General features: G+C 69.0%; 22 protein-coding genes. 12 read left to right on the plus strand and 10 right to left on the minus strand.

Annotated elements, in window-relative coordinates; all coding sequences use genetic code 11:
• Nucleotides 1-30: 30 nt before the first annotated feature.
• Nucleotides 31-1,026, plus strand: a complete 996-nt coding sequence (locus tag IEY21_RS10780) for a metallophosphoesterase family protein (RefSeq protein WP_229753034.1) — start codon at nucleotides 31-33, stop codon at nucleotides 1,024-1,026.
• Nucleotides 1,027-1,048: 22 nt separating this feature from the next.
• Here IEY21_RS10780 and IEY21_RS10785 read toward each other — a convergent pair whose 3' ends face one another.
• The 3 genes from IEY21_RS10785 to IEY21_RS10795 form a co-directional block, all read right to left on the minus strand.
• Nucleotides 1,049-2,416, minus strand: a complete 1,368-nt coding sequence (locus tag IEY21_RS10785) for an alpha/beta hydrolase family protein (RefSeq protein WP_188904261.1) — start codon at nucleotides 2,414-2,416, stop codon at nucleotides 1,049-1,051.
• Between the two features lie 239 nt (nucleotides 2,417-2,655).
• Nucleotides 2,656-3,042: a hypothetical protein gene (locus IEY21_RS10790; protein ID WP_188904263.1), complete on the minus strand. Its 387-nt coding sequence runs from the start codon at nucleotides 3,040-3,042 to the stop codon at nucleotides 2,656-2,658.
• Between the two features lie 188 nt (nucleotides 3,043-3,230).
• Nucleotides 3,231-4,091, minus strand: coding sequence for a sulfurtransferase (locus IEY21_RS10795; protein ID WP_188904265.1), 861 nt, complete (start codon nucleotides 4,089-4,091; stop codon nucleotides 3,231-3,233).
• Between the two features lie 129 nt (nucleotides 4,092-4,220).
• Here IEY21_RS10795 and IEY21_RS10800 point away from each other — a divergent pair, with 129 nt between their 5' ends.
• Nucleotides 4,221-4,697 carry a SufE family protein gene (locus IEY21_RS10800; protein ID WP_188904267.1) on the plus strand — a complete coding sequence of 159 codons (477 nt, stop codon included), beginning with the start codon at nucleotides 4,221-4,223 and terminating at the stop codon, nucleotides 4,695-4,697.
• 21 nt (nucleotides 4,698-4,718) lie between these two features.
• On the opposite strand, the gene IEY21_RS10805 is transcribed toward IEY21_RS10800, so the two are convergent.
• From IEY21_RS10805 to IEY21_RS10815, 3 genes are all read right to left on the minus strand, one after another.
• Nucleotides 4,719-5,255: a hypothetical protein gene (locus tag IEY21_RS10805; RefSeq protein ID WP_188904269.1), complete on the minus strand. Its 537-nt coding sequence runs from the start codon at nucleotides 5,253-5,255 to the stop codon at nucleotides 4,719-4,721.
• 66 nt (nucleotides 5,256-5,321) lie between these two features.
• The gene (gene rdgB / locus IEY21_RS10810) at nucleotides 5,322-5,897 is read right to left on the minus strand and encodes an RdgB/HAM1 family non-canonical purine NTP pyrophosphatase (protein ID WP_188904315.1); all 576 of its coding nucleotides are present in this window, start codon (nucleotides 5,895-5,897) and stop codon (nucleotides 5,322-5,324) included.
• 32 nt (nucleotides 5,898-5,929) lie between these two features.
• Nucleotides 5,930-6,655 (minus strand): hypothetical protein, encoded by a 726-nt coding sequence (locus IEY21_RS10815; protein WP_188904270.1) that lies wholly within the window; start codon nucleotides 6,653-6,655, stop codon nucleotides 5,930-5,932.
• Nucleotides 6,656-6,921: 266 nt separating this feature from the next.
• On the opposite strand from IEY21_RS10815, the gene IEY21_RS10820 reads away from it, so the two are divergent.
• Complete coding sequence (locus IEY21_RS10820) at nucleotides 6,922-7,485, plus strand: dienelactone hydrolase family protein (RefSeq protein WP_188904272.1); 564 nt, start codon at nucleotides 6,922-6,924, stop codon at nucleotides 7,483-7,485.
• Between the two features lie 117 nt (nucleotides 7,486-7,602).
• Here the strand turns inward: IEY21_RS10820 and IEY21_RS10825 are convergent, their stop codons facing one another.
• Entirely contained in the window at nucleotides 7,603-9,012 is a 1,410-nt protein-coding gene (locus IEY21_RS10825) for a D-alanyl-D-alanine carboxypeptidase/D-alanyl-D-alanine-endopeptidase (protein ID WP_229753035.1), read from the minus strand.
• Between the two features lie 114 nt (nucleotides 9,013-9,126).
• Nucleotides 9,127-10,131: a 4Fe-4S binding protein gene (locus IEY21_RS10830; RefSeq protein ID WP_188904274.1), complete on the minus strand. Its 1,005-nt coding sequence runs from the start codon at nucleotides 10,129-10,131 to the stop codon at nucleotides 9,127-9,129.
• 81 nt (nucleotides 10,132-10,212) lie between these two features.
• Here IEY21_RS10830 and IEY21_RS10835 point away from each other — a divergent pair, with 81 nt between their 5' ends.
• Genes IEY21_RS10835 through IEY21_RS10850 form a run of 4 tightly spaced genes read left to right on the plus strand, consistent with a single transcriptional unit; the run spans nucleotide 10,213 to nucleotide 14,478 of the window.
• Nucleotides 10,213-11,766: an ABC transporter permease gene (locus IEY21_RS10835; RefSeq protein WP_188904276.1), complete on the plus strand. Its 1,554-nt coding sequence runs from the start codon at nucleotides 10,213-10,215 to the stop codon at nucleotides 11,764-11,766.
• Nucleotides 11,763-12,794: an ABC transporter ATP-binding protein gene (locus IEY21_RS10840; protein ID WP_188904278.1), complete on the plus strand. Its 1,032-nt coding sequence runs from the start codon at nucleotides 11,763-11,765 to the stop codon at nucleotides 12,792-12,794. The genes IEY21_RS10835 and IEY21_RS10840 overlap by 4 nt, the downstream gene beginning before the upstream one ends.
• Before the next feature lie 53 nt (nucleotides 12,795-12,847).
• Nucleotides 12,848-13,834 carry a hypothetical protein gene (locus IEY21_RS10845; RefSeq protein WP_188904280.1) on the plus strand — a complete coding sequence of 329 codons (987 nt, stop codon included), beginning with the start codon at nucleotides 12,848-12,850 and terminating at the stop codon, nucleotides 13,832-13,834.
• A 26-nt stretch (nucleotides 13,835-13,860) separates the two neighbouring features.
• A complete protein-coding gene (locus tag IEY21_RS10850) occupies nucleotides 13,861-14,478 on the plus strand; it encodes a thiamine diphosphokinase (RefSeq protein WP_188904282.1) in 618 nt (205 codons plus the stop codon).
• A gap of 58 nt (nucleotides 14,479-14,536) precedes the next feature.
• Here the strand turns inward: IEY21_RS10850 and IEY21_RS10855 are convergent, their stop codons facing one another.
• Nucleotides 14,537-15,964 carry an alpha/beta hydrolase gene (locus IEY21_RS10855; protein ID WP_229753036.1) on the minus strand — a complete coding sequence of 476 codons (1,428 nt, stop codon included), beginning with the start codon at nucleotides 15,962-15,964 and terminating at the stop codon, nucleotides 14,537-14,539.
• 153 nt (nucleotides 15,965-16,117) lie between these two features.
• On the opposite strand from IEY21_RS10855, the gene IEY21_RS10860 reads away from it, so the two are divergent.
• Nucleotides 16,118-16,771 carry a hypothetical protein gene (locus IEY21_RS10860; protein WP_188904284.1) on the plus strand — a complete coding sequence of 218 codons (654 nt, stop codon included), beginning with the start codon at nucleotides 16,118-16,120 and terminating at the stop codon, nucleotides 16,769-16,771.
• Nucleotides 16,772-16,784: 13 nt separating this feature from the next.
• Here the strand turns inward: IEY21_RS10860 and IEY21_RS10865 are convergent, their stop codons facing one another.
• Nucleotides 16,785-17,804, minus strand: coding sequence for an aminoglycoside phosphotransferase family protein (locus tag IEY21_RS10865; protein WP_188904287.1), 1,020 nt, complete (start codon nucleotides 17,802-17,804; stop codon nucleotides 16,785-16,787).
• 73 nt (nucleotides 17,805-17,877) lie between these two features.
• Between IEY21_RS10865 and hemL the strand changes: the two genes are divergently transcribed.
• The 4 genes from hemL (at nucleotide 17,878) to IEY21_RS10885 (ending at nucleotide 21,450) form a co-directional block, all read left to right on the plus strand.
• On the plus strand, nucleotides 17,878-19,257 hold the full coding sequence (gene hemL / locus IEY21_RS10870) for a glutamate-1-semialdehyde 2,1-aminomutase (protein WP_188904289.1): 1,380 nt from the start codon (nucleotides 17,878-17,880) through the stop codon (nucleotides 19,255-19,257).
• A 5-nt stretch (nucleotides 19,258-19,262) separates the two neighbouring features.
• Nucleotides 19,263-19,682 carry a CoA-binding protein gene (locus IEY21_RS10875; RefSeq protein ID WP_373290508.1) on the plus strand — a complete coding sequence of 140 codons (420 nt, stop codon included), beginning with the start codon at nucleotides 19,263-19,265 and terminating at the stop codon, nucleotides 19,680-19,682.
• A gap of 417 nt (nucleotides 19,683-20,099) precedes the next feature.
• A complete protein-coding gene (locus IEY21_RS10880) occupies nucleotides 20,100-20,972 on the plus strand; it encodes a hypothetical protein (protein WP_188904293.1) in 873 nt (290 codons plus the stop codon).
• Nucleotides 20,923-21,450: a hypothetical protein gene (locus tag IEY21_RS10885; protein ID WP_188904295.1), complete on the plus strand. Its 528-nt coding sequence runs from the start codon at nucleotides 20,923-20,925 to the stop codon at nucleotides 21,448-21,450. Before IEY21_RS10880 ends, IEY21_RS10885 begins: the two co-directional genes overlap by 50 nt.
• The last annotated feature ends 75 nt before the right edge of the window (nucleotides 21,451-21,525 follow it).

The following is a 21,525-nucleotide window of genomic DNA, read 5'->3' on the forward strand; positions in this document are numbered from 1 at the left end:
AGCGGTTGACGCCCGCCTGAAGAAAACCTGATGATCTGCGGCATGCCGCTGCGCTTTTCCAGGTTCGCTCTGCTCGCCGTGGGCCTGCTGGGATCGCTGTGGTCTGCCGGCGGGACCGCCGCCCTCCCCCCAGCAGGTCCGCCGCCGCTGCGCGTGGTCGTTCTGAGCGACTTTAACGGCCCCTACGGCAGCGTGACCTACCCGGCCGCCCTGAGCCGCACCGTACAGCGCACTGTGAACGAGTGGAAGCCGGACCTGGTGCTCTCGGCCGGAGACCTGATCGCCGGACAGAAGGCCAGCCTCTCCGACGCGCGGGTGCGGGCCATGTGGGCGGCGTTTGACCGGGAGGTCGGTGCGCCGCTGAAGACGGCAGGCAGTCCCTTCGCCTTCACGCTGGGCAACCACGACGCCAGCCTCGCGCGGGACCGGCGCGAGGCCGCCGCCTACTGGCAGGCCCACGTCCCCGCGCTGACCTATGTGGACCGCCGCGCCTTTCCCTTCCGGTACTCGTTCACCTTCGGCGGTGGGCGGCTGTTCGTGGCCGTGCTGGACGCCAGTGGCCCGCAGGTGAGCCCAGAGCAGCGGACTTGGCTGGCTGGCCAGCTCGCCACTCCACAGGCCCAGGCGGCGGGCGTCCGGCTGGTGATGGGCCATCTGCCGCTCGCGGGCGTCAGCGCCGGCAAGAACGTGGCGGGCGAGGTCATCCACGATCCCACGCCGCTGCGCCAGATCATGGAACAGGGCCGCGTGCTCGCCTACCTCAGCGGCCATCATGCCGCCTACTACCCGGCGCGGCTGGGCGGGCTCAACGTCCTGGCCAGCGGCGGCATCGGCGGACGCGATTATGTGGGGGTGCCGGGCACGGCCCGCAGCACGGTGACCGTCCTGAGTGTGGACACGGCCGCCGGACACGCCACCTTCCAGACCTTCGATGCCGAGACCGGACAGGCCGTTGCCACCTCAGCGCTGCCCACCCGGATCAGCGGTCTGGGCGGGCCGCTGATCCGGGTGGACGGGTTTCACTAAGCGGTTCGGAGACGCGCTGAGCTTACCTGGGCATCATGCGGTACAGCTCGATGCCGCGGGCGGTGCGGTTCTTGAACCCTGCCCAGGAGGTATCGTCGGCCTTGGGTGAGCCGTCCGCATTGCGGCTGACCTTGATGTCGTTGGACCGGGGCGTGGGCACGTTCAGGTAGGGGGCCGCGCCCTGCATGCCCTTGAGCTTCAGGTTCAGGAAAGCGGTCACGAAATGCTGGTTGAGGTTGTTCAGGCGGGCCATGTCCCAGGCGGGTTCGGCGTAGTGCATGTAGTCGTCGAAGCTGTTCAGGGATGCGGCGGGCGGCGGATTGGGCGCAGAGTTGTGCGAGGCGTTCTCGTACACCACCATGTACCGCTCGGCATTCACGGCATTCTCGAACAGCGACTTGACTCCGCCTTCGTACTGCGCCACGTCGTCGCGGTCGCCCACCACGAACATCGTCGGCACCTTCAGGTTTGCCAGCCCCGCCTCGTCCCAGAAGCCATACTTGCCGCCGAAATTCACGCCGATGCCCCGCACGGCGGCGTCCCCGCCCCAAGGCGCAAAGGCCACGACCGCCTTGATGCGCGGGTCCACGGTGTACGCCCCGGTCTGCCGCTGCTTCAGGGCCCCGTTGGGCACCAGCGGCACCATCTCGGGCCCGAAACCTGCGCCCGCCGCGTTCAGGGCGCCGTAGCCGCCCATGCTGTAGCCCACCAGCGCCGTGCGGTCGGCGTCCACCAGGCCGCTCAGGGGGCTGCCACTGTCGGCTGCACCCAGCCGCGCCATCTCACCCAGCACGAAGTTGTCGTCCAGCGGGCGGTTCAGCAGCGTGCTCGCAAAGGCGGCCTTGTCTCCGTGGGTGCTGTCGGTATGGTCAATCGAGGCGACCACGTACCCCTTGCTCGCCAGATTCTCGGTGAGGTAGGACATCAGGTAGCGGCTGCCCGGATAGCCGTGCGACACGATCACCAGCGGGTACGGTCCGCCCTGGGCGCTGGGCGCGGCGTCACGGGTGGCGCGGCCCAGGGTCAGGAAGGGGGTGTTGGGCCGCTTGGGATCGTTGGGGCCGCTGCCGAGCACGTCGCGGTAGGTGGTCACGCCTGAGCCGCTGGCTCCCACCGCCGGGTACCACACCTCCACCGTCAGCGGGCGGTCGTAGCGGGGAATCTCGCCCTCCTTGGGGGCTTTGACGATGTCGAGCTGCCCGGGATTGGTCAGTGTTAGGGTCCGCACACCCACCGCGTAGGGGCCGCGCGCACTCAGCTCGGGCGCGTCGGGGCGGGCGTCTCCGGGCACACTCTGGGACGGAGCGGTGGCGGCCAGTTGCGCCCCGGCCACCCCCAGCGGAGTCAGGGACAGCAGGGCAAGGGTCAGATACAGGCTGGATCGCTTCATGACGGTCTCCTCCGGATCAGCAGAGAGCGGCAGACCGACCACACACGGGCGGTGGTCCTCTCTGAGGAATTTTGATACAGGGCCCAGAGTAGTGCCAAAACGGGGAGGCATGGCGGGGTCACGCCGGACCGGGACGGCGGGAGCGGCCTTCCACAACAAAGGAGCGGCCGGTGCGCACGCACACCGGCCGGAAAAAACCCGGGCGGACGCCCGGCGCGCCACGCCGCTCAGTCGGCTCCTCAGTCGAACTTGAAGATCTCCAGATCGTCCACGGCGTCGCCTGCTCCGCGCAACTGGGCCAGTTGCTCGGCGCTGGCCTGGGTGTGCGGCGTGTTCTGGGTCTGTCCCAGGGCATTGGCCATCACGTCGGCGGGCACAGCCGCAAACAGGCGGGCGACCTGCTGGGGGGTGGCGTCCAGCAGGGCGTCTTGCAGCAGTTCATCGGGCACCGCCTGCGACACGCGGGCGCGGGCGGCGGCAACCGCGGCAGGGTCGACTTCCGGGCGGATGGCCGTTTCCTCGTCCAGATTGGCGGTGCCGGGCGGACGGAGGCTGCCGGGGCGGTTCTTGTTCCACACCCACCAGGCCACCCCCAGAATGATGACGGCCACGATCAGCAGCTTCATGCGCCCACCTTAGCGGGCCGCGGGCCTGCGGCGCTTCCCCCTATGGGTGGGTCGGCTGCCAGGAATCGTACACGCCCCCACGGCAAAGAATCACGCCCCCCCGCCACACCCGGGCACAGGGGGGCCGTGACGGAGGATCCGTGGGAGGAGAGGGCTGGAAACCCGCCCCCCTGCGGCAGACCGGCGGCTCAGGCCTCGCTGTAGGTCTTCTCGATGGGCATGCCCACCGCGTTGCCCCACTCGGTCCAGCTGCCGTCGTAGTTGCGGACCTTGGGGTAGCCCAGCAGCTCGCGCAGCACGAACCAGCTGTGGCTGCTGCGTTCGGCGATGCGGCAGTACGCGATCACATCCTTGTCGGGGGTCACGCCCTCACCGGCGTACAGGTCGCGAAGTTCGTCGGCGCTCTTGAAGGTGCCGTCCTCGTTGGTCGCCCGCGCCCAGGGAATGCTGCGCGCGCCGGGAATGTGTCCGCCGCGCAGCACGCCTTCTTGCGGGTAGTTCGCCATGTGGGTGACCTTGCCCGAGAACTCGTCGGGGCTGCGGACATCCACCAGCGCGCCCCGGCCGGCCCGGACGTCTTCCAGGTGGGCACGGACCTCGTCACGGTAGGCACGCAGGCCCTCGTCGCGGGTCAGGGCGGGGTAGGTGGTCGCCTCGTGGGTGGTCGCCTCGGTGGTGACCTCGCGGTTCTCGGCCATCCACTTCTGGCGGCCCCCGTTCATCAGCTTGAGGTTCTTCACGCCGCTGTACGACAGGAACCAGTACGCATACGCGGCCCACCAGTTGCTCTTGTCGCCGTACAGGATGATCTGGTCATCGGGGCCGATGCCCAGGCGGCCCAGCAGCGCGGCCACCTCATCGGGGCCGATGAAATCGCGCTCGACCGGGTGCCAGAAGTCGGTCTGCCAGTCCACCTTCACCGCGCCGGGAATGTGGCCGGTGTCATAGAGCAGGATGTCCTCATCCACTTCGATCAGGCGCACACCGGGAGTATTGAGGTGTTCGGCCACCCAGCCGGTATCAACGAGCACGTCTTTTGCATATTCCATAAATGAACCTCCAGAGTTGCGGCCTCGATTGTTTCAGGCCAGGGTGTACGGATGCAAGATTAGTTGACAACAGTGGTCAACTGGACAGACCTCACCATATCCCCCGCCGGGGCGGCGGTACAGTGGCGCATGACTTCCGATTCCTCCCCCTCCGCCGGTCCGGCCCTGCCCGAAAAGCTTCAGGGCATCGTGAGCATGTTCCGCAGCGCGCCCAAATCGCTGCGCCTGCAGGCCCTGCTGGAGTACAGCCGCAAGCTGCCCCCCCTGCCCGAGAAGTACGTGGAGCACCCGGAGTTCATGCAGCCGGTGCCCGAATGCACCAGCCCGTTCTTTCTGGTGACTGAGCGGGAAGAAGGTAACGTGAAGCTGCACTTCAAGGTGCCCGAGGAAGCCCCCACCGTGCGCGGCTACGCGGGCATCCTGCACGAGGCGCTGGACGGTCAGTCTCCCGAGACCATCCTCAGCGTTCCCGACAACTTCTACATGGACATGGGCCTGAGTGAACTGATCACGCCCATGCGTCTGCGCGGCATGGGGGCCATCCTGATGCGGCTCAAGCGCGAAGTTTCGGAACCAAGCGCCCAGGTCCCCACCACCGGCAACTGAACGGCAGCTCCGGAGCTGGACTCAGTGACGTCTGGGCAGCACCCTGTTCAGGACCAGGGCGCTGAGGCCCAGTCCCAGCCCGTACGACAGGTGTGCGCCCAGACGGTTCACGTGGCCTCTGGGGGTGGAGCCGGCGGGACCGTCCTGCAGCCCGGCCAGCGGCACCAGGCCCTCGTCCATCAGGGCCCACAGGCCAACACCAAACGCCGCTCCCTTGAGCGGTTCATCGGTGCCCGCCAGCGCGCCGTACAGCCCGCCGCTGAGCACCCCCATGCTCCAGTGAACTCCTTCACTGAGGGCCGTGCGGGTGCCGTCTTTTCTGGGTTCACGGCCCTCGGCGGCTTCGTACGCCAGCCGCCCCAGCGCAGCGGTGCTGCTCTCGCCGGGCGCGTGCAGTTGCCCCAGCGGCGCGATGCTGTGCTGATCCGGCCCCCTGGGGGCCTCGCCACCGCCGCTCTCCTGAAGCAGTGGGGCCACCCGCAGCCAGTACTGGCCCATCGCCAGCGTGCCCACCGCGCCACCCACCACTCCAATCACCATGTTCCGGAACAGTGTCATGGTCCAGCGTAAGCAGGGCCACCCGACCACAGAAGCAACTTAAAGAAACGCTCAGGTCGCAGGAAGTCAACCGGTGTGGGGGGCGTGCGCCGCCTTCAGGGCCTCCAGGGCCCGGCCCCGGTGGCTGATGGCCTGTTTCTCGGCCAGGGTCATCTCGGCCAGGGTGCGGGTCTCGCCGTCGGGAACGAACAGCGGATCGTAGCCGAAGCCGTTCTCGCCGCGCGGGCCTTCCAGCAGCGTGCCCGGCAGCTCTCCGCGGTACGCCTCCACGCGCCCGTCGGGATGGGCCAGAATCACCACCGACACGAAGCGGGCGCGGCGGTTGGTGTGGCCGCGCATCTTTTCGAGCAGGTACAGGCTGCGTTCCAGGTCGCTGTCGCGGCCCCCGTAGCGGGCGCTGTAGATGCCGGGTTCGCCGCCCAGGGCCTCCACTTCCAGGCCGCTGTCGTCGGCCAGGGCCACCGTGCGGCCCATCAGCGCCACCGTGCAGGCCTTGAGCGCCGCGTTCTCCTCGTAGGTCGCCCCAGTTTCCTCGGGCAGCGGCAGGCCCTCCAGCGGACGCATTTCCCAGCCCAGTCCCGAGAGCGCCGCCTCGATCTCGCGCACCTTGCCCGCATTGCCCGTCGCCACGACCACCGACATACCGCCTACCTCTGCCCCGTCACTCATCACGTTCAGAGTGTAGCGGGCCGGGCACCCCCCGACGCCCGCCCGGCCCCCAGCGGCAACTCGGCGCGCACCCGCCAGCGCACCTCGCCCTCCGGTTTCTCGAACAGGGTCAGACCGGTGTAGCGCTGCCGGGCAAACGCACAGAAGCGGGCCTCCAGCTCCCGCCGCAGCGCTTCTGGATCATTACCGCCGTAGGGCTGCACCAGCGTGAAGTGAGGCCGCCAGGTGTCGAGCCCCCGGGGCGTGCGCAGCAGTTCCATGCGTGCCTGCTCGAAGGGCCGGGCATACTTGCCCGCCGCCACCTGGGCCTCAAAGGGAGAAGCGGTCACGAAGCGGGCCAGTTGCGACAGCAGCAGCGTGTGTGCCACGAGCAGTGCCGGTGAGGCGTCCAGGCGGTGCACGAAGGTTTCCCCGTCGTCCCAGACCTCGATGCGCCCGCCGGACAGACCCAACCCGGCCTCCGGCGAGAGGCAGGCGGCGCAGGCCCGCGCCCTGGCCTCAATGTCGGGCCACCACGCCGGGTCGGTGAAGAAGCCCTCCACAACCGTCAGGTGAAAACCGTACGGCCCCGCATCGGCCTGCCACTCGGGGCGCACAAAGTCAGGCAGGGCCACCGGCTGGCCCGCCCGCACATCAAAGCCCAGCACCTCGGAGCCCAGGCGGTACAGCGCCGTGTTGGCCGGTGGGCACAGGTAGACGGCGAAGCGCGTTCCGGCGGCAGGATCGGTCATGCGGGGAGTGTAGAGGCCTTCCAAAACTCCGGGGATGGCGTGCGGTGACCCCGTTCCTTTACGTTCGCAAGGAGCATGTGGGATTCGCGGTGGGATGGCTGACCGGCGGGCCGCCGTCCAGCGCATGGGCGACGGGCACTCTGAACGGCCCCTCGGGGATGCGTCCGCAGCGGGGAGCGACCGCGCGGCAAAGACAGACGCTCAGCAAAGACAGAACGGAGGAAATGCGTCAGGTCCTGTCACGAATGGGGCGTACCGTATCAGGCATGAGTGAGATCCTCCTGTTTCACCACGCTCAAGGGCTCACCCGGGGCGTGCTCGCCTTTGCCGAGCAGCTCCGGACTGCCGGGCACACGGTTCATGTTCCCGATCTTTACCACGGCCACACCTTTGACACCCTGGACGAGGGCATCGCCTATGCCCGGAGCGTTGGATTCCAGCAGCTTTCAGAAGACGGCGTGAGGGCGGCCCAGGGCCTGCCCGAGACCCTCGTGTATGCCGGTTTCTCGCTGGGGGTCTCCCCCGCCCAGCGGCTTGTTCAGACGCGCCCGGGAGCCGCCGGAGCCCTGTTGTTCCACGCCTGTTTTCCTGTCTCCGAGTTTGGATCGTGGCCACACGGCGTCCCGGTGCAGGTTCATGGCATGGAGAATGATCCCTGGTTTGAGGAGGATGCCGCGGCGGCCAGGGAACTGACCGATGCGGCCCAGGGAGACCTTTTCCTGTATCCAGGCAGTCGGCACCTGTTCGCGGACCGCAGCCTGGCCGATCATGATGCCGGGGCGGCTGAACTGCTGATGGAGCGCGTGCTTGAATTCTTGAACAGAATTTGAACCGGGAATCCGTGATGGAGCGGGGAATTTGACCCGGAGCCCCGGGCGGCGGTAGCTCGTCCATCTGAGCGCGGCCCTGATCGCCGAGCTGCGCTGTCCCGGAGCCAGGAGCCAGCTTCAGTGCGCGGCGGCCACCGCCCCCACTACCGCGTCCTGCACGGCCCGCAGGGTCAGAATCGGTGAGTCCTCGGGGCCGTTCATCAAGATGGCGAAGGCCAGGGTGTGGCCGCTGCGCGCCGTCACGTACCCGGCCAGGGCGCTGACGCCGGGCAGCGTTCCGGTCTTGGCGCGCACGTCCAGGCCCGCGTTCAGGAACCGCCGGGCCAGCGTGCCGCCGCGTCCGTCGTGGGCGGGGACGTTTTCTCCGGTACCGCCCTGGGCCAGGGCTTCAATGAATGCGTTGCGGCGCTCCCGGTACAGCGTGGCCGGCAGCGCCGCCGGACCGGACCCCGCATACGGCAGGTCGTGCATCACGCGCAGCAGGTCCACCAGCGCGCGCGGCGTCAGGTGGTCCCCGCGGCTCAGGCCGCTGCCGTCTGCCAGGGTCACGCCGCTGAGGTTCACGCCGATGCGGCCCAGAAAGGCCCGCTCGCGGGCCAGGGCGCCCGCCAGGGTGCCATTGGCGGCTGGGCGCAGGGCCAGGGTCGAGAGCAGTTCCTCGGCCCGCAGGTTGTCGCTGGGGCGCAGGGTGGCCGCCACAACCTGCGCCGGGGACGCGCTGCGCACGCTGGCGACGCCGTGTTCGGGACGGCGGGCAGGCGGAATCCATGGATCGGGGGGCAGGGACCGGCCGCGGTCATCCGTTCGCGGGGGGGCAAGGTAGGGGCTGAAGGAAGCCGCCTGACCCACCCGTTCGGACGCCACCGTGACTCCGGCGCGGCGCAGCTCGGCGATCAGGGCCGCGCCCAAACGGCCACGGGCCTCGGCCGCGCTGCGCGGCGGGGAGCCGCGCCACTCCGAGAGCCGCAGGGCGGTCATGGGCACACCGATGGGGGCCGCCTTCCAGCTGGCAGGGTCCAGCCGGGCGTCTTCGAGCCGGACCTCGCCCACCGTACGCAGGCCACGCGCAAACGCCTGTTTCGCCAGGGCGCGCAGGCTGTAGCCGCCGCCCGACACGCTCAGGGTCGGATCGCCGCTGCCGCGCAGGGTCACGGCCTTCACGGTCGCCTGCCCCGCCTGAAGCGCTGGAACGGTCAGCTCGGCACTCCACCAGCCGAGTGCGCCGCCCCGCTCGGCCAGCACCGCCGCCGCCGTGACCAGCTTGGTGGTGCTGGCGGGAATGAAGGCCTCATCGGGACGCACGGCCAGCACCACCTGCCGGCTCGTCAGGTCCTGAACGAGCACGCCGGTCCGTACACCGGACGGCAGCCCGCGCAGCGCAGCGCGTACGTCCGCGTCCGGGGCGGGGTCACGGCGCAGCGTCAGGTCTCCGGATGCCGGGGCGGGCAGCGAACCGGACCCGACCTGCGGCGAGGTCTGCGCGCCCGACACGCACAGCACGCACAGCAGTGGCCCCAGCAATCGCACCGGGGAAGGATACCCGACGGGCTGGGCGGGGCGCGTGGGTCCGCGCGGGCGAACGCGCAGACAGAACGGTCCCTGCAGCGAATCAGGGCCTCAGAGGGCCCCTCCGCGCTGGATTTACATCACGCTCTCGCTTTCGCGCAGCAGAATGGGCGCGTCAAAGGCGGCGGGCAGCCACGCCGTCTGCTCGTGAATGGCCTGGGGCGGGCACGAGCGCAGGCAGGCCATGCAGCCGGTGCAGGCCCCCAGGTTCAGTAACAGGCGCACCCCCCCCTCGGCCGTCAGCTCCCGGTCGATGGCATCGGTGGGACAGACGTTGTGGCACACCGGGCAGTCGATGCACGAGTCGTCCACCAGCGGCGCGGGCCAGTGGACCGGCGCGTCGGCGGGCGGCGTGGGCTTGAGGGTCAGGGCGCGCCACTTCCACTCCTCGGGGGTGCGTTCCTCGGGTTCGCTCCAGTCCACAAAGGGCAGCGGCGACTCGGGAATGCTGTGGGCCAGCTGCGCCTTGCCCGCCCGGAACAGCGCCCCGAAGGCCCCGCGCCGCGAGACACGCACCGCCCGCTCGGTGTCTTCCGGGGCCGAGGGGCGCACCGTCACACGGGCTGGTCGGCCGGTGGCCGCGCGCAGCTGCTGCGTTTCGGCCACCACCGCAGCCAGGCGTTCGGGCACGTCCGGCGCGCCGATGGAACACTCCGCGCACGCGCCGTGGATCAGGGTCAGTGGAGTGCCCCAGGCTCCCGCCGCCGACACCACCGCCGGAGTCACCCGCCCCAGACACGGCAGCTGCGGACCGCCCGCACCGCTCTGGGAGCAGGTCAGGGTGGCCTCGTCCTCCTCGCCGCCCTTCTGGTCGCGCACGCTTTCCAGCGTGCCCTGCAGCCCGTATTCCAGCGCCCCGGTCGGACACGCCTGCACGCAGATGCCGCAGCCGGTGCAGGCGTCGGCGTCGATCTGAACGGCGGGGCCGACCAGTCCGGTCAGGACCGCGCCGTGCGGACAGACCGTGGCACAGATGTCGCAGCCCCCCACCGCCTGACGCTCCAGCAAACAGCGCGGCGGGGTATAGCGCGGCACGAGATTGCCGGAATCGTCGAAGCGCGAGAGGAGGCCCTGAAGCATGTCCAGGAGTCTACGCGGGCCGGGGCACTGGGAAGGTGGTGAGAAGCGCCGGTCCCGTCCGGCACGCTACCCTTCCCGGTGATGCCTTCCGTTCCGTCCCGCGTCTCTGGCTGGCTGCTCGCGTTGCCCGCGCTGGTGTTCACGGCGCTGCTGCTCGCCGTGCCGCTGGGGCGCACCCTGCTCGAAGGCGGCGTGAACCTGAGCGTGTGGCGCGAGCCGTACTTTCTGGGACGGCTCGGCTGGACGCTGGCGCAGGCGGGCGGCACGGCGCTGCTCGCGCTGCTGCTGGGCGGCCCGCTCGCCTACCTGCTGTCGCGGGCCAGCCTTCCGGGCAAGCGGCTGTTTCTGCGCCTGCTGCTGCTGCCCTTCGTGACCCCCACCCTGGTGGCCGTGCTCGGTCTCTCGGCGCTGCTCGGGCCGCGCGGCTGGCTGACCACCTTGACCGGGCTGGACCTCAGCGAGACGCCCACTCCGCTGATTCTGGGCAATCTGTTCTTCAATCTGCCGGTGATGATCCGCCTCGCGTACGGCGGGTTCTCACGCGTGCCGCCCCAGCTGATCGGCGCGGCGCGGTCGCTGGGGGCTTCCCCGTGGCGGGCGGCGCTGGGGGTGGCGCTGCCGCTGGCGCTGCCGGGCCTGGCGGCGGGGGCCGTGCTCGTTTTTCTGTACTCCGCGCTGAGCTTCGGGCTGCCGCTGGCGCTGGGCGGCGAGGCCTACGCCACGCTGGAGGTCGAGATCTATACCCTGACCGCCCTGCAGCTGCGTCTCTCGGAGGCCAGCGCCCTGATTGCCGGCCAGCTGCTGCTGACGCTGATCGCCACCTGGGCCTACACCGGCCTGACGCGCGGCGGCGCGGGAACCCCCACCTCGGAGCTGCCCCGGGCGCGGGGCGGCGTGCGGGCCGGGATTCTGGTCCTGGGTGGCATCACCCTGCTGATCTGCTTTGCGCCGCTGCTTGCGGTGGTGGCGCGCGGAGTGGTGGGCTCGGGCGGCCCCACCCTGGCGTACTGGCAGGGGGTGGCCGCCGACCCGGAGACGCCACTGCTGCTGGGCAACACGCTGCGTTTTGGCGGGCTCGCCCTGGTCGGGGCGACCGCGCTGGGCAGCCTGTATGCGCTGGGCGCGTGGCTGGCCCGCTCGCGCGTCCTGGATCTGGTCTCGCTGCTGCCGCTGATGGTCTCGCCGGTGTCGCTGGCAGTGGGTTACCTGCTCGCCTACCCGGCGCTGGCCGCCACCCTGCCCATGCTGATCGCGGCCTACACGCTGCTGGCGCTGCCGCTGGTGGTGCGCTCGCTGCTGCCGGCCCTGCGCGCCCTGCCCCCGCCTCTGTTCGAGGCCGCCCGCACGCTGGGAGCGGGTCCACTTGCGGCCCAGCGCACGGTGACGTGGCCGCTGACCCTGCCGGCCCTGCGCGGCGGCGCGGCGCTGGCCCTCGCCACGGTGCTGGGCGAGTTCGGCGCGACGCTGGTGCTGACCCGCCCGGAGTGGGCCACCCTTAGCGTGGGGCTGTATGACCGGCTGGGCCGCCCCGGCGAGCGCAACCTGGGCGAGGCCTGCGCGCTGGCGACGGTGCTGCTGCTGCTCTCGGCCACGGCCTTCACGGTGCTGGACGGCGGCGAGGGGGAGGTCACATGAAAGCGGCCGCCTTGACCCCGGCGGGTCCGGATGGGACGCCGGACGCTGGCCTGAGCCGCGTGTCGCCCCCCGCCCTGACCACCCACCACCTCTCCAGGTCCTTCGGTCCGGTTCAGGCGGTGCACGACGTCTCGCTTCATGTGGAGGCAGGAGAAACGCTGGCCCTGCTGGGGCCGTCGGGCTGTGGCAAGAGCACGGTGCTGCGGCTGGTGGCCGGGCTGGAGCGTCCGGATGCGGGGCGCGTGGAGGTCGGCGGGCGCGACGTGACCGGGCGGCCCCCGGAGACGCGGCACCTCGGGCTGGTATTTCAGGATTACGCGCTGTTTCCGCACCTGAGCGTGCTGGACAATGTGGCCTACGGTCCCCGCATGCGCGGCGTGGCGCGGGCTGGGGCGTACGAACAGGCGCGCGAGGCGCTGGCGCTGGTCAACCTGTCGGAGCTGGAGGCCCGCCGCCCCGCCCAACTGTCCGGCGGGCAGGCGCAGCGGGTCGCCCTGGCCCGCGCGCTGGCGACCCGCTCGCCGCTGCTGCTGCTGGACGAGCCGCTGTCCAACCTCGACGAGCGGCTGCGCGCCGAACTGCGGAGCGACCTGCACGACCTGTTTGACCGGGTGGGGGCCGGCGTGCTGCTCGTCACGCACGATCAGCGCGAGGCCCTGGCCCTGGCCGGGCGCGTGGCGATCATGCGCGCCGGACGCCTGGTGCAGACGGGTACGGCCCGCGAGGTCTTTGCGCGGCCCGACACCGCCTGGGTCGCCGCCTTCCTGGGGTGGGCCAACGTGCTGGGCCAGGGCGGTGGGCAGGCCCTGCTGGTCCCCGAGGCGGCCGTCACGCTGGGCGTGGGCGAGGAGTTCCCCGTCACTTTCCGTCAGGTCACCGAGTCGGGCGAGACGGTGACGGTGAGCCACGACCTGGGCTCCCTGACCCTGAACCTGAGTTCACGGGAGGTGGGAGCGTTGGCCCACGACCGGCTGCGCCTGAGGGTAGAGCCGGAGCAGGTGCGCCGGGTCCCGGACGACCGCGGCTGACCCGGATGGTTCATACTGTCAGGGAACCCACCTTCTGAACGAGGAGGAAGCTTATGCACAAGGGTCGGAGATGGCAGGCAGGCTTCGTGATGATCGCTGTACTGTCCAGCGGAGCGCACGCACAGTACAGCGGGCCGCAGGCCGTGGTGTACATCGGGGACCGGTGGTGCCAGGGAGGATACTGCTCGGGCAGCGTCTACTCCGCCTTTGAGGAGGCCATGACCCGGGCGCTGAGCGCCAGCGGTTATGTGCAGGCCGTGCGGCAAAAGGACGCGGCCACCCTGCAGCTCACCGGGGGCGTCACCAGCGTCAGCGGCGCCGGCAGCGTCTGCCTGCCCATCGTGGGTTGCCTGAGTGGCAAGACCGTGCGCGCCTCGATGGAACTTACCGACATGGCCAGCGGCAGCGTGAAGTGGACCGAGAGCTGCGAGGGCACCAGCGGCGGGGTCAGCACCTGGGGCTGGTGGGGCGGCAGCGTGCACCTCAACAGTGACGAGGGCAAGGCGGTTGCCGACTGCGCCGGGAAACTCGTGCAGAAGCTGACGGGCAGCGGAGTTCTGCAGGCCTATCTGGGCAAGACCGGGGGAGCGGCCACCGCGGCCCCCACCACCACTGTCCCCCCCACTCAGCCCGTGCAGCAGCTGGAAGGAATGGTCGGGGCGCTGGCCTTTGCGGACATGAACACGCTGTTTACCAGCGATCCGTACAATCCGGTCAAGCTCAAGGAACTGAACGCGGCGGCCACAGCGACCACCCTGAGCGCCGCGGCCCGCGTGCAGCTCAAGGTATCGCCCCCCGAGAATGCCGGACCGTACCAGCTGATCGGGGTGACCTACACGCTGCCGGACGGGCAGGAGAAGTTCGTGCAGCTGGCCATGACCTCCGACGCCAGCCTGAATCCGCGGGGAGGCACGAAATTGCTGTACCTCTCGGCCTTCAACCCGCTGCGCAGTTCCACGCCCGCGCTGGACGGCCTGAGCCGTAATGTGGAGACCCTGCTGAACGACCTGCACGCGGCGCTGGGCCTGCCCGCGCTGTAGGAGGAGCAGGCCGCTACACTGCCCCGGTGATCGCCTGGATTCTTGTCGGCGGACGGCTGACAGCCACGCCCGCCCTGGCCACCCTGCCGCGTCCAGACGTGGTGGTCGCAGCGGATGGAGGCGCACGGCACGCCGCGACCCTGAAGGTCGCGGTAAACATCTGGGTGGGCGACTTCGATTCGTCGGAAGGCCTGGAGATCCAGGCCCCACGCGAGGTCCACCCGGCGGCCAAGGACGAGACGGACGCGGAGCTGGCCGTGCGGGTCGCCCTGAACCGGGGAGCCACCGAACTGGTGTTCCTGGGGGCCTTCGGCGGGCGCTTTGACCATGCGGCGGCGCTGCTGCTGGGGGGCATTCGTCTGGCCCGCGGTGGTCTGCGGGTCACCCTGAGCAGCGGCGACGAATGGGCGTGGCCGCTGCTCGCCGCCTCTCCCCTGTCTCTGGAGCTGCCGCCCGGCGTGACCCTGAGTGTGGTGGCGTGCAGTGACCTGCGCGGCCTGAGTCTGCACGGCGTACGCTGGCCGCTGCGCGCAGCGGATATCCCGCTGGGCAGCGGCTGGACGGTCAGCAATGAGACGACCGGGGATACGGTCACGGCCTCGGTGCACCAGGGCCACGCGCTGGTCACGGCCCTGTGGTCATAGCGGAAGACAACGAACCGGAGGCGGGCCAATTCGCGCCCCCCTCCGGTTCGGCCGAACTTCAGTTATGCAGCGGGGCGGCCACGTTGCAGGCAGCGACGCCCGGTCGGGTTTCACGGGTGTATTTGCAGCCGTAGTTGGGGTCGGCAATCACGCTGGGCGTGGTCACGTCGTCTCCTGCGGGCTTCTGACCCGTTTTTTCCCAGGCGACCAGGGCATTGAAACCTTCCACCAGTTCTGCGGCGGCAAAGTCGCAGTGGCCCGGCGCACGGATGGCCCGCTGCACCAGCAGGTTGGACTTGCCGCTGGCGGCCACCGCCTTGCTGTACAGCTGCTCATGCTTGAACGGCACGTAGAAATCGCCCAGGGTGTGCAGGGTCAGCACCGGCACATTGATCTCGCCGTTGACGCGGGGCAGCCAGCGCAGTGCCCCGGAGCGGGCCGGATTGGCCGCCGCATCGGCCTCGACGCGCAGGATCAGGTTGTTGAAGGCAACCTCGGCAGGGGTCGGGGTGGCGTCCGTGGTCCAGCGGTAGGTCACGCCCTTGTTGCCGTAGTAGTTTTTGGCCAGGATGCCCGTCAGCGTGCCGTCCGAGCCGCCGGTGGACAGCACGGCGTTTTGCAGGCTGCCCACGCTGAACCCCAGATCAAATACGGGACGCTCGCCGCCGGTAAGCTGCCTGGCGAGCGCCCGCAGCTTCGCACCCTGGCCGTCGTTGACCTGCCACAGCGTGCCGGACGTGTTCGTGAACAGCGCGGCCTTGATGTCGGGCAGCAGCTTCTGGAAGTCCTCGTGCGGGTAGCGCTGCGCACCGTACCCGGCCATCTGTGCGGCGGCCAGGGTGTAATCGCCCAGCCACTGGAACTCGTATTCCTCGTCCAGGACTCCGCAGGCGGGCATCGCCGCGGCATAGGTCACCTTGTTTTTGGCGGTCGCCAGCGTTTCCGCCTCGACTGAGGCCGCCGCCACATGTCCGCCCATGCTGAACCCCATGATCAAGTACTTGCTGGGCTTGGCCTTGCCGGTCAGCTCGGGAAATTTCAGCGCCAGCGCGTTGGTGTCTTCCACGCCGGACTGCACGTCGTAGTAGTTGCTGGAATAGCTGCTTGCGGCCCAGGCGTAGCCCTGAGACAGCCAGTAGGCGCGCAGCGGCGGCGTCTGTACCTTCAGCTCCTCGCCGGTCCCGGCGTAGCCGTGGGTGTACATGATCAGCGTGCCGTTCCAGTTCTCGGGAACCTCGGCGGCGTAGGCGGCCTTGCCCTGCAAACCGTCGTACACGCCCTGATAGAGACTCGCGCCAGGCGTGGCGGTCAGCGTCGGCGTGACCGCCTTGAAGGTGCGGGTGTCCTGCGTGCGGGTCTGCGGCGTGGGCGGCGTGACGGCCGGAGAGCCGCAGCTGGCCAGGGTCAGGGTCAGGCCGGTCAGCAGCAGCGCCGCCTTGCGGGGGGTGGGAACAGCACGGGAAACGGCAGTGGGCAGTCCGGTCATGGAGCCTCCAGGGCAGGGGGGCTGCCACCCATGAGAGGGTCGCAGGCAGAGAGTGCTGGCAGTTGAACGTTCGCAATCTAGCGCCCCAGTCGGCTGTTGTGTCAACCATCCGGCACGGGAACCCGCACAGTCCCCGCCCCGTACACTCGGGGTATGAAAGCGAGACGTGGCCCGGGGTGCGGCTGTCTGGGATGTGGAGGCGGCACGCTGCTGGCTCTGGCGCTGCTGGGCGCGTTGGCATGGTTCGTGGTTATCCGGCCGGCGCGCGAATTTGTCGCCGCGTGGCGTCCCCCACCGGCCCAGAGCCAGCAGACGCAGAAGCAGACCCCACCGCCCGGCACCCCGCCGGCCCCCACCGCCCAGGATTCCCGGCCCCTGACCCAGAGCGACGTGCAGAAATTCGTGCGCGTTCGCCGGGACGTGCGCGCCGCGCTGGGCGAGAGCTTCACCGGGCTACAGGGCGTGTGGGCCGAGGTCCAGAGCGGCCAGGCCCCCAACCTGCTGACCGTCGTGAACGTGCTGCGGCGGGCGGGAAGCAGCGTCGGGCAGGCCCGCGCCGCCCAGAGCGCCGCGCTGGCCCGCGAGAACCTGAGTGCCGAGCGTTACGCCGCCATACGCGCCGGAGTCAACCGCGCCCTGGGCGTGCCCAATGTGGACTTCGCCCAGGCGGCCCAGGCCCTGCAGAGCGGGCAGGTGCCCACCCTGGATACTGCCGTGCAGACGGCCAGCCCCCGCGAGAAGGAGCTGATCGCTCCCTTTCGCCAGGAGCTGACGGCGACCGCGGCGCTGGGGCTGCTGGGGCTGTAGGTCGGTCTGTGGCTCAGGCTTCCAGCAGATCGGCACTTCGCCACAGTTCCACCAGCGCGGCCGTTCTACGAAACCAGCGCACGCTGCCCTGCAACACGGCCTGAAGAAGATTGGTCAGCAGGCTCAGGCGATGGTCGTAAAGACACTGCTCCAGCGGGTAACCGGAAAGACCCGCCGCACACAGACCCGCGTGGTAGCGCACAATCAGCGCCGTATCGCGCTCCAGCCGCTCAGCTTCAGGAACGTCGGCTGGAATCAGCATGAACATCAGGTCATGTGGCCCCAGACCGCGCTTGACCGTCGCCCAGTCAATGAGACGCAGTTCTGCACCACCCGCGGACTGCAGGACATTGCCCATCAGGTGCAGATCCCCGTGGATCATCGTGAGCTGGCCCAGGTCCACCCGCGTTTTAAAGACCGAGGGCCAGCGAGCAGCCACGCGCCTGAGCAGCGCCCTTTCGCTGGCCGTCAGCTCGTGACGCTTCAGAAAGGAGGCGGCGGCCTGCCTTGCAGCCTGTGCGTGGGCGGCCAGACCCGCTGCGTCCAGCACCTGCGGCATCCGCGTGACGTCCAGATCGGGCATCTGAAACGCGGGGGCCTGTAGTGCCGGCGCATCCCACCACGCGGCGTGAACGGCGGCCAGGAGATCGGCCATTCGGTCCAGCACCGCCGCAGACGGTGGAAAAGACACCGGATGATGGGTTCCGCCCAGGTCTTCGAGCAGCAGCGTGCACTGCCGGGCAGCGGTATCGTCCACAAAGCCCAGCAACCTCGGCACCGGGAGCCCCGGGGTTCTGGGCAGCAGATCGCGGTAAAACCCCAGTTCCGGCAGACCGGCGGCGTACCAGTCGGGACCGTATATCTTGGCAATCAGTGTTCTGGGCCCGCCGGAAGGCACGCCATCGCCCAGATGAAGGCGCACGATCCGGTCGGCGTGTCCTGTAAAGGTCTGCCCCTCCCTCACGTGCTGGACAGAAAATCCCAGCATCGGGCCCAGGACTTCCGGCATCAGCAGCCGCGACGCAAACGACATGAACCCAGGGTAAATCAGGCAAGTGTCTCTTCCCTCGCCCCCTGGGGACCGGGCCTCCGCTAAGGTACGGAGCATGACAGGAACGGGCATCACAGCACAGACGTCCCCCCCCACCGAGCGGTCCGAGGCGCTGTTCACCCGCGCCCGCACCGTTACGCCGGGCGGCGTGAACAGTCCGGTACGGGCGTTCAAGAGCGTGGGCGGCACGCCGCGCTTTATCCGTGAGGCGCACGGCGCGTACCTGACCGATGCCGACGGGACCCGCTTTATCGACTACATCGGGTCATGGGGACCGATGATTCTGGGCCATGACCACCCGGCGGTGCGGGAGGCGATCTCGGACGCCCTGCAGTACGGCACGTCGTTTGGCGCTCCGGGCGAGCGCGAGGTGGAGCTGGCCGAACTGGTGACGCGCCTGACCCACACCGATAAGGTTCGCTTTACCAGCAGCGGCACCGAGGCGACCATGAGCGCGCTGCGGCTGGCCCGAGGATTTACCGGGCGCAAGCTGATCGTGAAGTTCCGGGGCAACTACCACGGCCACGCCGACGGCCTGCTCGTGGAGGCGGGCAGCGGCCTGATGACCAACCTCGACGGTGGCCTGGGCGCGGCGGCCCCCAGCAGTGCGGGCGTGCCCGAGGAGTACGCCGCCCTGACACTGGTCAGTGAGTACAACGACCCCCAGGGTCTAGACACCCTGATGGCCGAGCGCGGCGCGGAGGTGGCCGCCGTGATCTTTGAGCCGGTGGTGGGCAACGCCGGGGTGCTGATTCCCACCCCCGAGTTTCTGGAGGCCCTGCACCGTGTCCAGAACGCGGGAGCGCTGCTGATTGCCGACGAGGTCATGACCGGCTTCCGCCTGTCTCTGAACGGCGCCACCGGCCGGCTGGGCCTCAGGCCCGACCTGATCTGCTGGGGCAAGATCATCGGCGGCGGGCTGCCCGTGGGCGCTTACGGCGGGCGGGCCGAGGTCATGGATTTCGTCTCGCCGCAGGGACCGGTGTACCAGGCGGGCACGCTGAGCGGCAACCCGCTGGCAATGGCGGCCGGCCTCGCGACCCTGAGAACGCTGGAGGCCGATCCCGATCTGTACACGCGCCTGGAGACCTACACCACGCGCCTGAGCGACGGCCTGAAGACGCTGGCCGCAGAAGCGGGCGTACCCGTCAGCGTCAACCAGATCGGCTCGATGCTCACTCCCTTCTTTCAGGACGCCCCGCACGGCTCGGTCCGCAGCTACACCGACGCCGCCCGCAGCGACACGCGGGCCTTCGCCGCATGGTTCCAGGGCCTGCTGTCGCGCGGCATCTACTGGGCACCCTCGCAGTTCGAGAGCATCTTCGTCAGCGCGGCACACACCGGCGTGGAACTGGATGCCACACTACAGGCCGTACGGGCCGCCCTCGCCGACCTGAACGGCACCGACCTCTCGCCCAAAGGAGTCCAGCCTTGACCGTCATGCACGCCACCCCGGACGTGATCCGGGTGCTGAAAGAGAACAAGGTCATCGCTGTGGTGGGCTTTCACCACGACAGCACCAAACCCGCGTACTACGTGCCCGAATACATGCACCGCCAGGGCTACACGGTCATCCCGGTCAATCCGGCGCTGGCCGCGCGCGGCGAAAGCTATTTCGGCCACAAGGCGGTGGCCACGCTGGCCGAGATCAGCATGCCGGTGGACATCGTGGACATCTTCCGCCGCAGCGACCGGGTGCCCGACCACCTCGACGACATCCTGAGCATGCAGCCGCTCCCCAGGGTGGTGTGGATGCAACTCGGCATCCGCAACGACCGGGTGGCCCGGGAACTCACGGCGCGCGGCATTGACGTCGTTCAGGACCGCTGCCTGCTCGCCGACCACCGCGCGCTGCTGTAGCCTGCCCCCATTCCGACACCCGGCCCAACAATCCGGTCAGAAAGTGGCCCCCACATGCAGGGGCCGCTTCCCTTTGGGACGGTCTGCACCCGCTGTTCTGCCCCGTCTGCCTGCCTGTTCTATCCGCCTGGGCTGTTGTGACGTTCAGACCAGAACTGAACTGGAACACGGGGTCAAGAGGCCCTTTTTTCATTTCAAAACTGAACTGATTGCAGAGGAAACCCGAACTGCATCTCAGAATTTCAAACCAAAACTGAACTGGAATCTTCCCTCATACTTCGCTCAAAGAGGCAAGCTGGGCTGCATCTTCATCGTGACTCATCTAAGCCTCATGTTAGGCTGGGTTTTAGTCTGTACCTTGTCTGGTAACCAGATTTTTCGGTCACAGCGTAATCTGGCAGTGGTCAGGAGACAGACATGAAGCGGAAATCGTTCTACACGGGAATCGTTTCCCGCAAAGGAACCGCGGCCCTCGCCCGACTGGGGTGCCGCGTCCGTTTCGAGAGCAGCATCGAAGAAGGCTGCCTGTATCTTCTGGACTACGATCACGACGTCTTGAGTGTGACGCGGGCTCCCTCCGTGCCGTACCGCGACGCCGACAACAAGCTCCGCAGCTACACCGCCGACTTCACCGTCGGCCGCCAGGGGTCAACGGTTAAAGCACCATCCGCCCACGATCCCAACTCGGCTGCGCCCGGGGGCCCACTGGACCAACGCGTCCAGGAAACGCTCGAGTGCAAGCCCGTCAGCTTTCTCGCGACCCAAGGCATCGACGAGGAAGTCCTCTGGAAGGCCCGTGCGCAGGCCCTTCAGGTTTTAGGAATGCCGCTCAGGTTCGTGACGGATGAAGAGGTCTTCAGCGCGAAGCACGCCCACGCGCGGGCCTTCGGGCCCTACTTCGCCGTTATCCCTGATCCCCTGCTGGCGAGCGCCGTTCTGGCTGCTGCCGACGAGGAGCCCGCTCCGATCAAACTGGTCGTCGAGCGGGCGTGTGCGAGGCTCCGAGAGCCACCTAACGATCGCCGCCGTGGGTTCCCTGCCAGTTCTCAGGCAGGGAGCGGCGAATCGGAACTGACGCAAAGAGTGATGGATCGACTCGAATCGTACGTACACGCTGCCGCGGCGCATCTGATCGCCCGGCGAGTGCTGGCCGCGGACGAATCGGTTGAACCGACACACCCTTTGTGCGTCGTACGCCGGTCGTCCACGCTGGCCGCGTGGCGCGGAGGCGAACGCACCCATGAACAGCGAAACGCAGCCCGACCAGAGTCTTCCTTCCGAATTCGTTGAAGCGGCCCGCAAACTCGGCGTGACCTCGGTCACGCTGCAGCTGACCGCGGCCGCCATCCCCCCAGACCCCAGCGCAGCGGCCCACCCGCCCGATGCCCCCGGGACGCCCGCCTACGACCACCGGGTGGCCGAGACGTTCCTGGCGACGCCGCTGGGCCAACGCTGGGCCGCGGCCTTCCAGATCTACCCCGATCCACGCATCAGGCTGACCCAGGACCTGCTGGACCAGTTGCGCGACACCTGCGGCATGAAACGCGGCGCGGCGTTTCTCTTCCGCAAACGCCTGATCGAACTGGGTGGACTCAACCGCCGCCTGCTGCTTGATGACCTGATGGCGGTGCGACTCGGCAACAGCAAAACACCCACCAGGATGATTTCGCTCAGGGTCCAGTCCATCATCGAGGCTGTTGCGACCACGTCGTATCTCGTGCCCGAGGGCACCGCCTTCAGGGCGTCCTCGCTTGCCGTCGTGGGGTAGTGCTCCAAGAATCCCGTCAAGCGGCGAAGAGAGACCTCGCCGACGCGACCAGTTTATCCCAGGGATAGGCGTAGC

The organism is Deinococcus aerophilus (genome assembly GCF_014647075.1).
Lineage (GTDB): Bacteria > Deinococcota > Deinococci > Deinococcales > Deinococcaceae > Deinococcus > Deinococcus aerophilus.

What these genes read in the sequence shown, in the direction of transcription:
- IEY21_RS10880 (WP_188904293.1), top strand. Translation starts at nt 20,100, where the DNA reads ATGAAGCGGAAATCGTTCTACACGGGAATCGTTTCCCGCAAAGGAACC.
- IEY21_RS10800 (WP_188904267.1), top strand. Translation starts at nt 4,221, where the DNA reads ATGACTTCCGATTCCTCCCCCTCCGCCGGTCCGGCCCTGCCCGAAAAG.
- IEY21_RS10845 (WP_188904280.1), top strand. Translation starts at nt 12,848, where the DNA reads ATGCACAAGGGTCGGAGATGGCAGGCAGGCTTCGTGATGATCGCTGTA.
- IEY21_RS10835 (WP_188904276.1), top strand. Translation starts at nt 10,213, where the DNA reads ATGCCTTCCGTTCCGTCCCGCGTCTCTGGCTGGCTGCTCGCGTTGCCC.
- IEY21_RS10805 (WP_188904269.1), bottom strand. Translation starts at nt 5,255, where the DNA reads ATGACACTGTTCCGGAACATGGTGATTGGAGTGGTGGGTGGCGCGGTG.
- IEY21_RS10830 (WP_188904274.1), bottom strand. Translation starts at nt 10,131, where the DNA reads ATGCTTCAGGGCCTCCTCTCGCGCTTCGACGATTCCGGCAATCTCGTG.
- IEY21_RS10785 (WP_188904261.1), bottom strand. Translation starts at nt 2,416, where the DNA reads ATGAAGCGATCCAGCCTGTATCTGACCCTTGCCCTGCTGTCCCTGACT.
- IEY21_RS10815 (WP_188904270.1), bottom strand. Translation starts at nt 6,655, where the DNA reads ATGACCGATCCTGCCGCCGGAACGCGCTTCGCCGTCTACCTGTGCCCA.
- IEY21_RS10780 (WP_229753034.1), top strand. Translation starts at nt 31, where the DNA reads ATGATCTGCGGCATGCCGCTGCGCTTTTCCAGGTTCGCTCTGCTCGCC.
- IEY21_RS10855 (WP_229753036.1), bottom strand. Translation starts at nt 15,964, where the DNA reads ATGACCGGACTGCCCACTGCCGTTTCCCGTGCTGTTCCCACCCCCCGC.
- IEY21_RS10885 (WP_188904295.1), top strand. Translation starts at nt 20,923, where the DNA reads ATGAACAGCGAAACGCAGCCCGACCAGAGTCTTCCTTCCGAATTCGTT.
- IEY21_RS10860 (WP_188904284.1), top strand. Translation starts at nt 16,118, where the DNA reads ATGAAAGCGAGACGTGGCCCGGGGTGCGGCTGTCTGGGATGTGGAGGC.
- rdgB (WP_188904315.1), bottom strand. Translation starts at nt 5,897, where the DNA reads ATGTCGGTGGTCGTGGCGACGGGCAATGCGGGCAAGGTGCGCGAGATC.
- hemL (WP_188904289.1), top strand. Translation starts at nt 17,878, where the DNA reads ATGACAGGAACGGGCATCACAGCACAGACGTCCCCCCCCACCGAGCGG.
- IEY21_RS10790 (WP_188904263.1), bottom strand. Translation starts at nt 3,042, where the DNA reads ATGAAGCTGCTGATCGTGGCCGTCATCATTCTGGGGGTGGCCTGGTGG.
- IEY21_RS10875 (WP_373290508.1), top strand. Translation starts at nt 19,263, where the DNA reads ATGCACGCCACCCCGGACGTGATCCGGGTGCTGAAAGAGAACAAGGTC.
- IEY21_RS10865 (WP_188904287.1), bottom strand. Translation starts at nt 17,804, where the DNA reads ATGTCGTTTGCGTCGCGGCTGCTGATGCCGGAAGTCCTGGGCCCGATG.
- IEY21_RS10840 (WP_188904278.1), top strand. Translation starts at nt 11,763, where the DNA reads ATGAAAGCGGCCGCCTTGACCCCGGCGGGTCCGGATGGGACGCCGGAC.
- IEY21_RS10795 (WP_188904265.1), bottom strand. Translation starts at nt 4,091, where the DNA reads ATGGAATATGCAAAAGACGTGCTCGTTGATACCGGCTGGGTGGCCGAA.
- IEY21_RS10820 (WP_188904272.1), top strand. Translation starts at nt 6,922, where the DNA reads ATGAGTGAGATCCTCCTGTTTCACCACGCTCAAGGGCTCACCCGGGGC.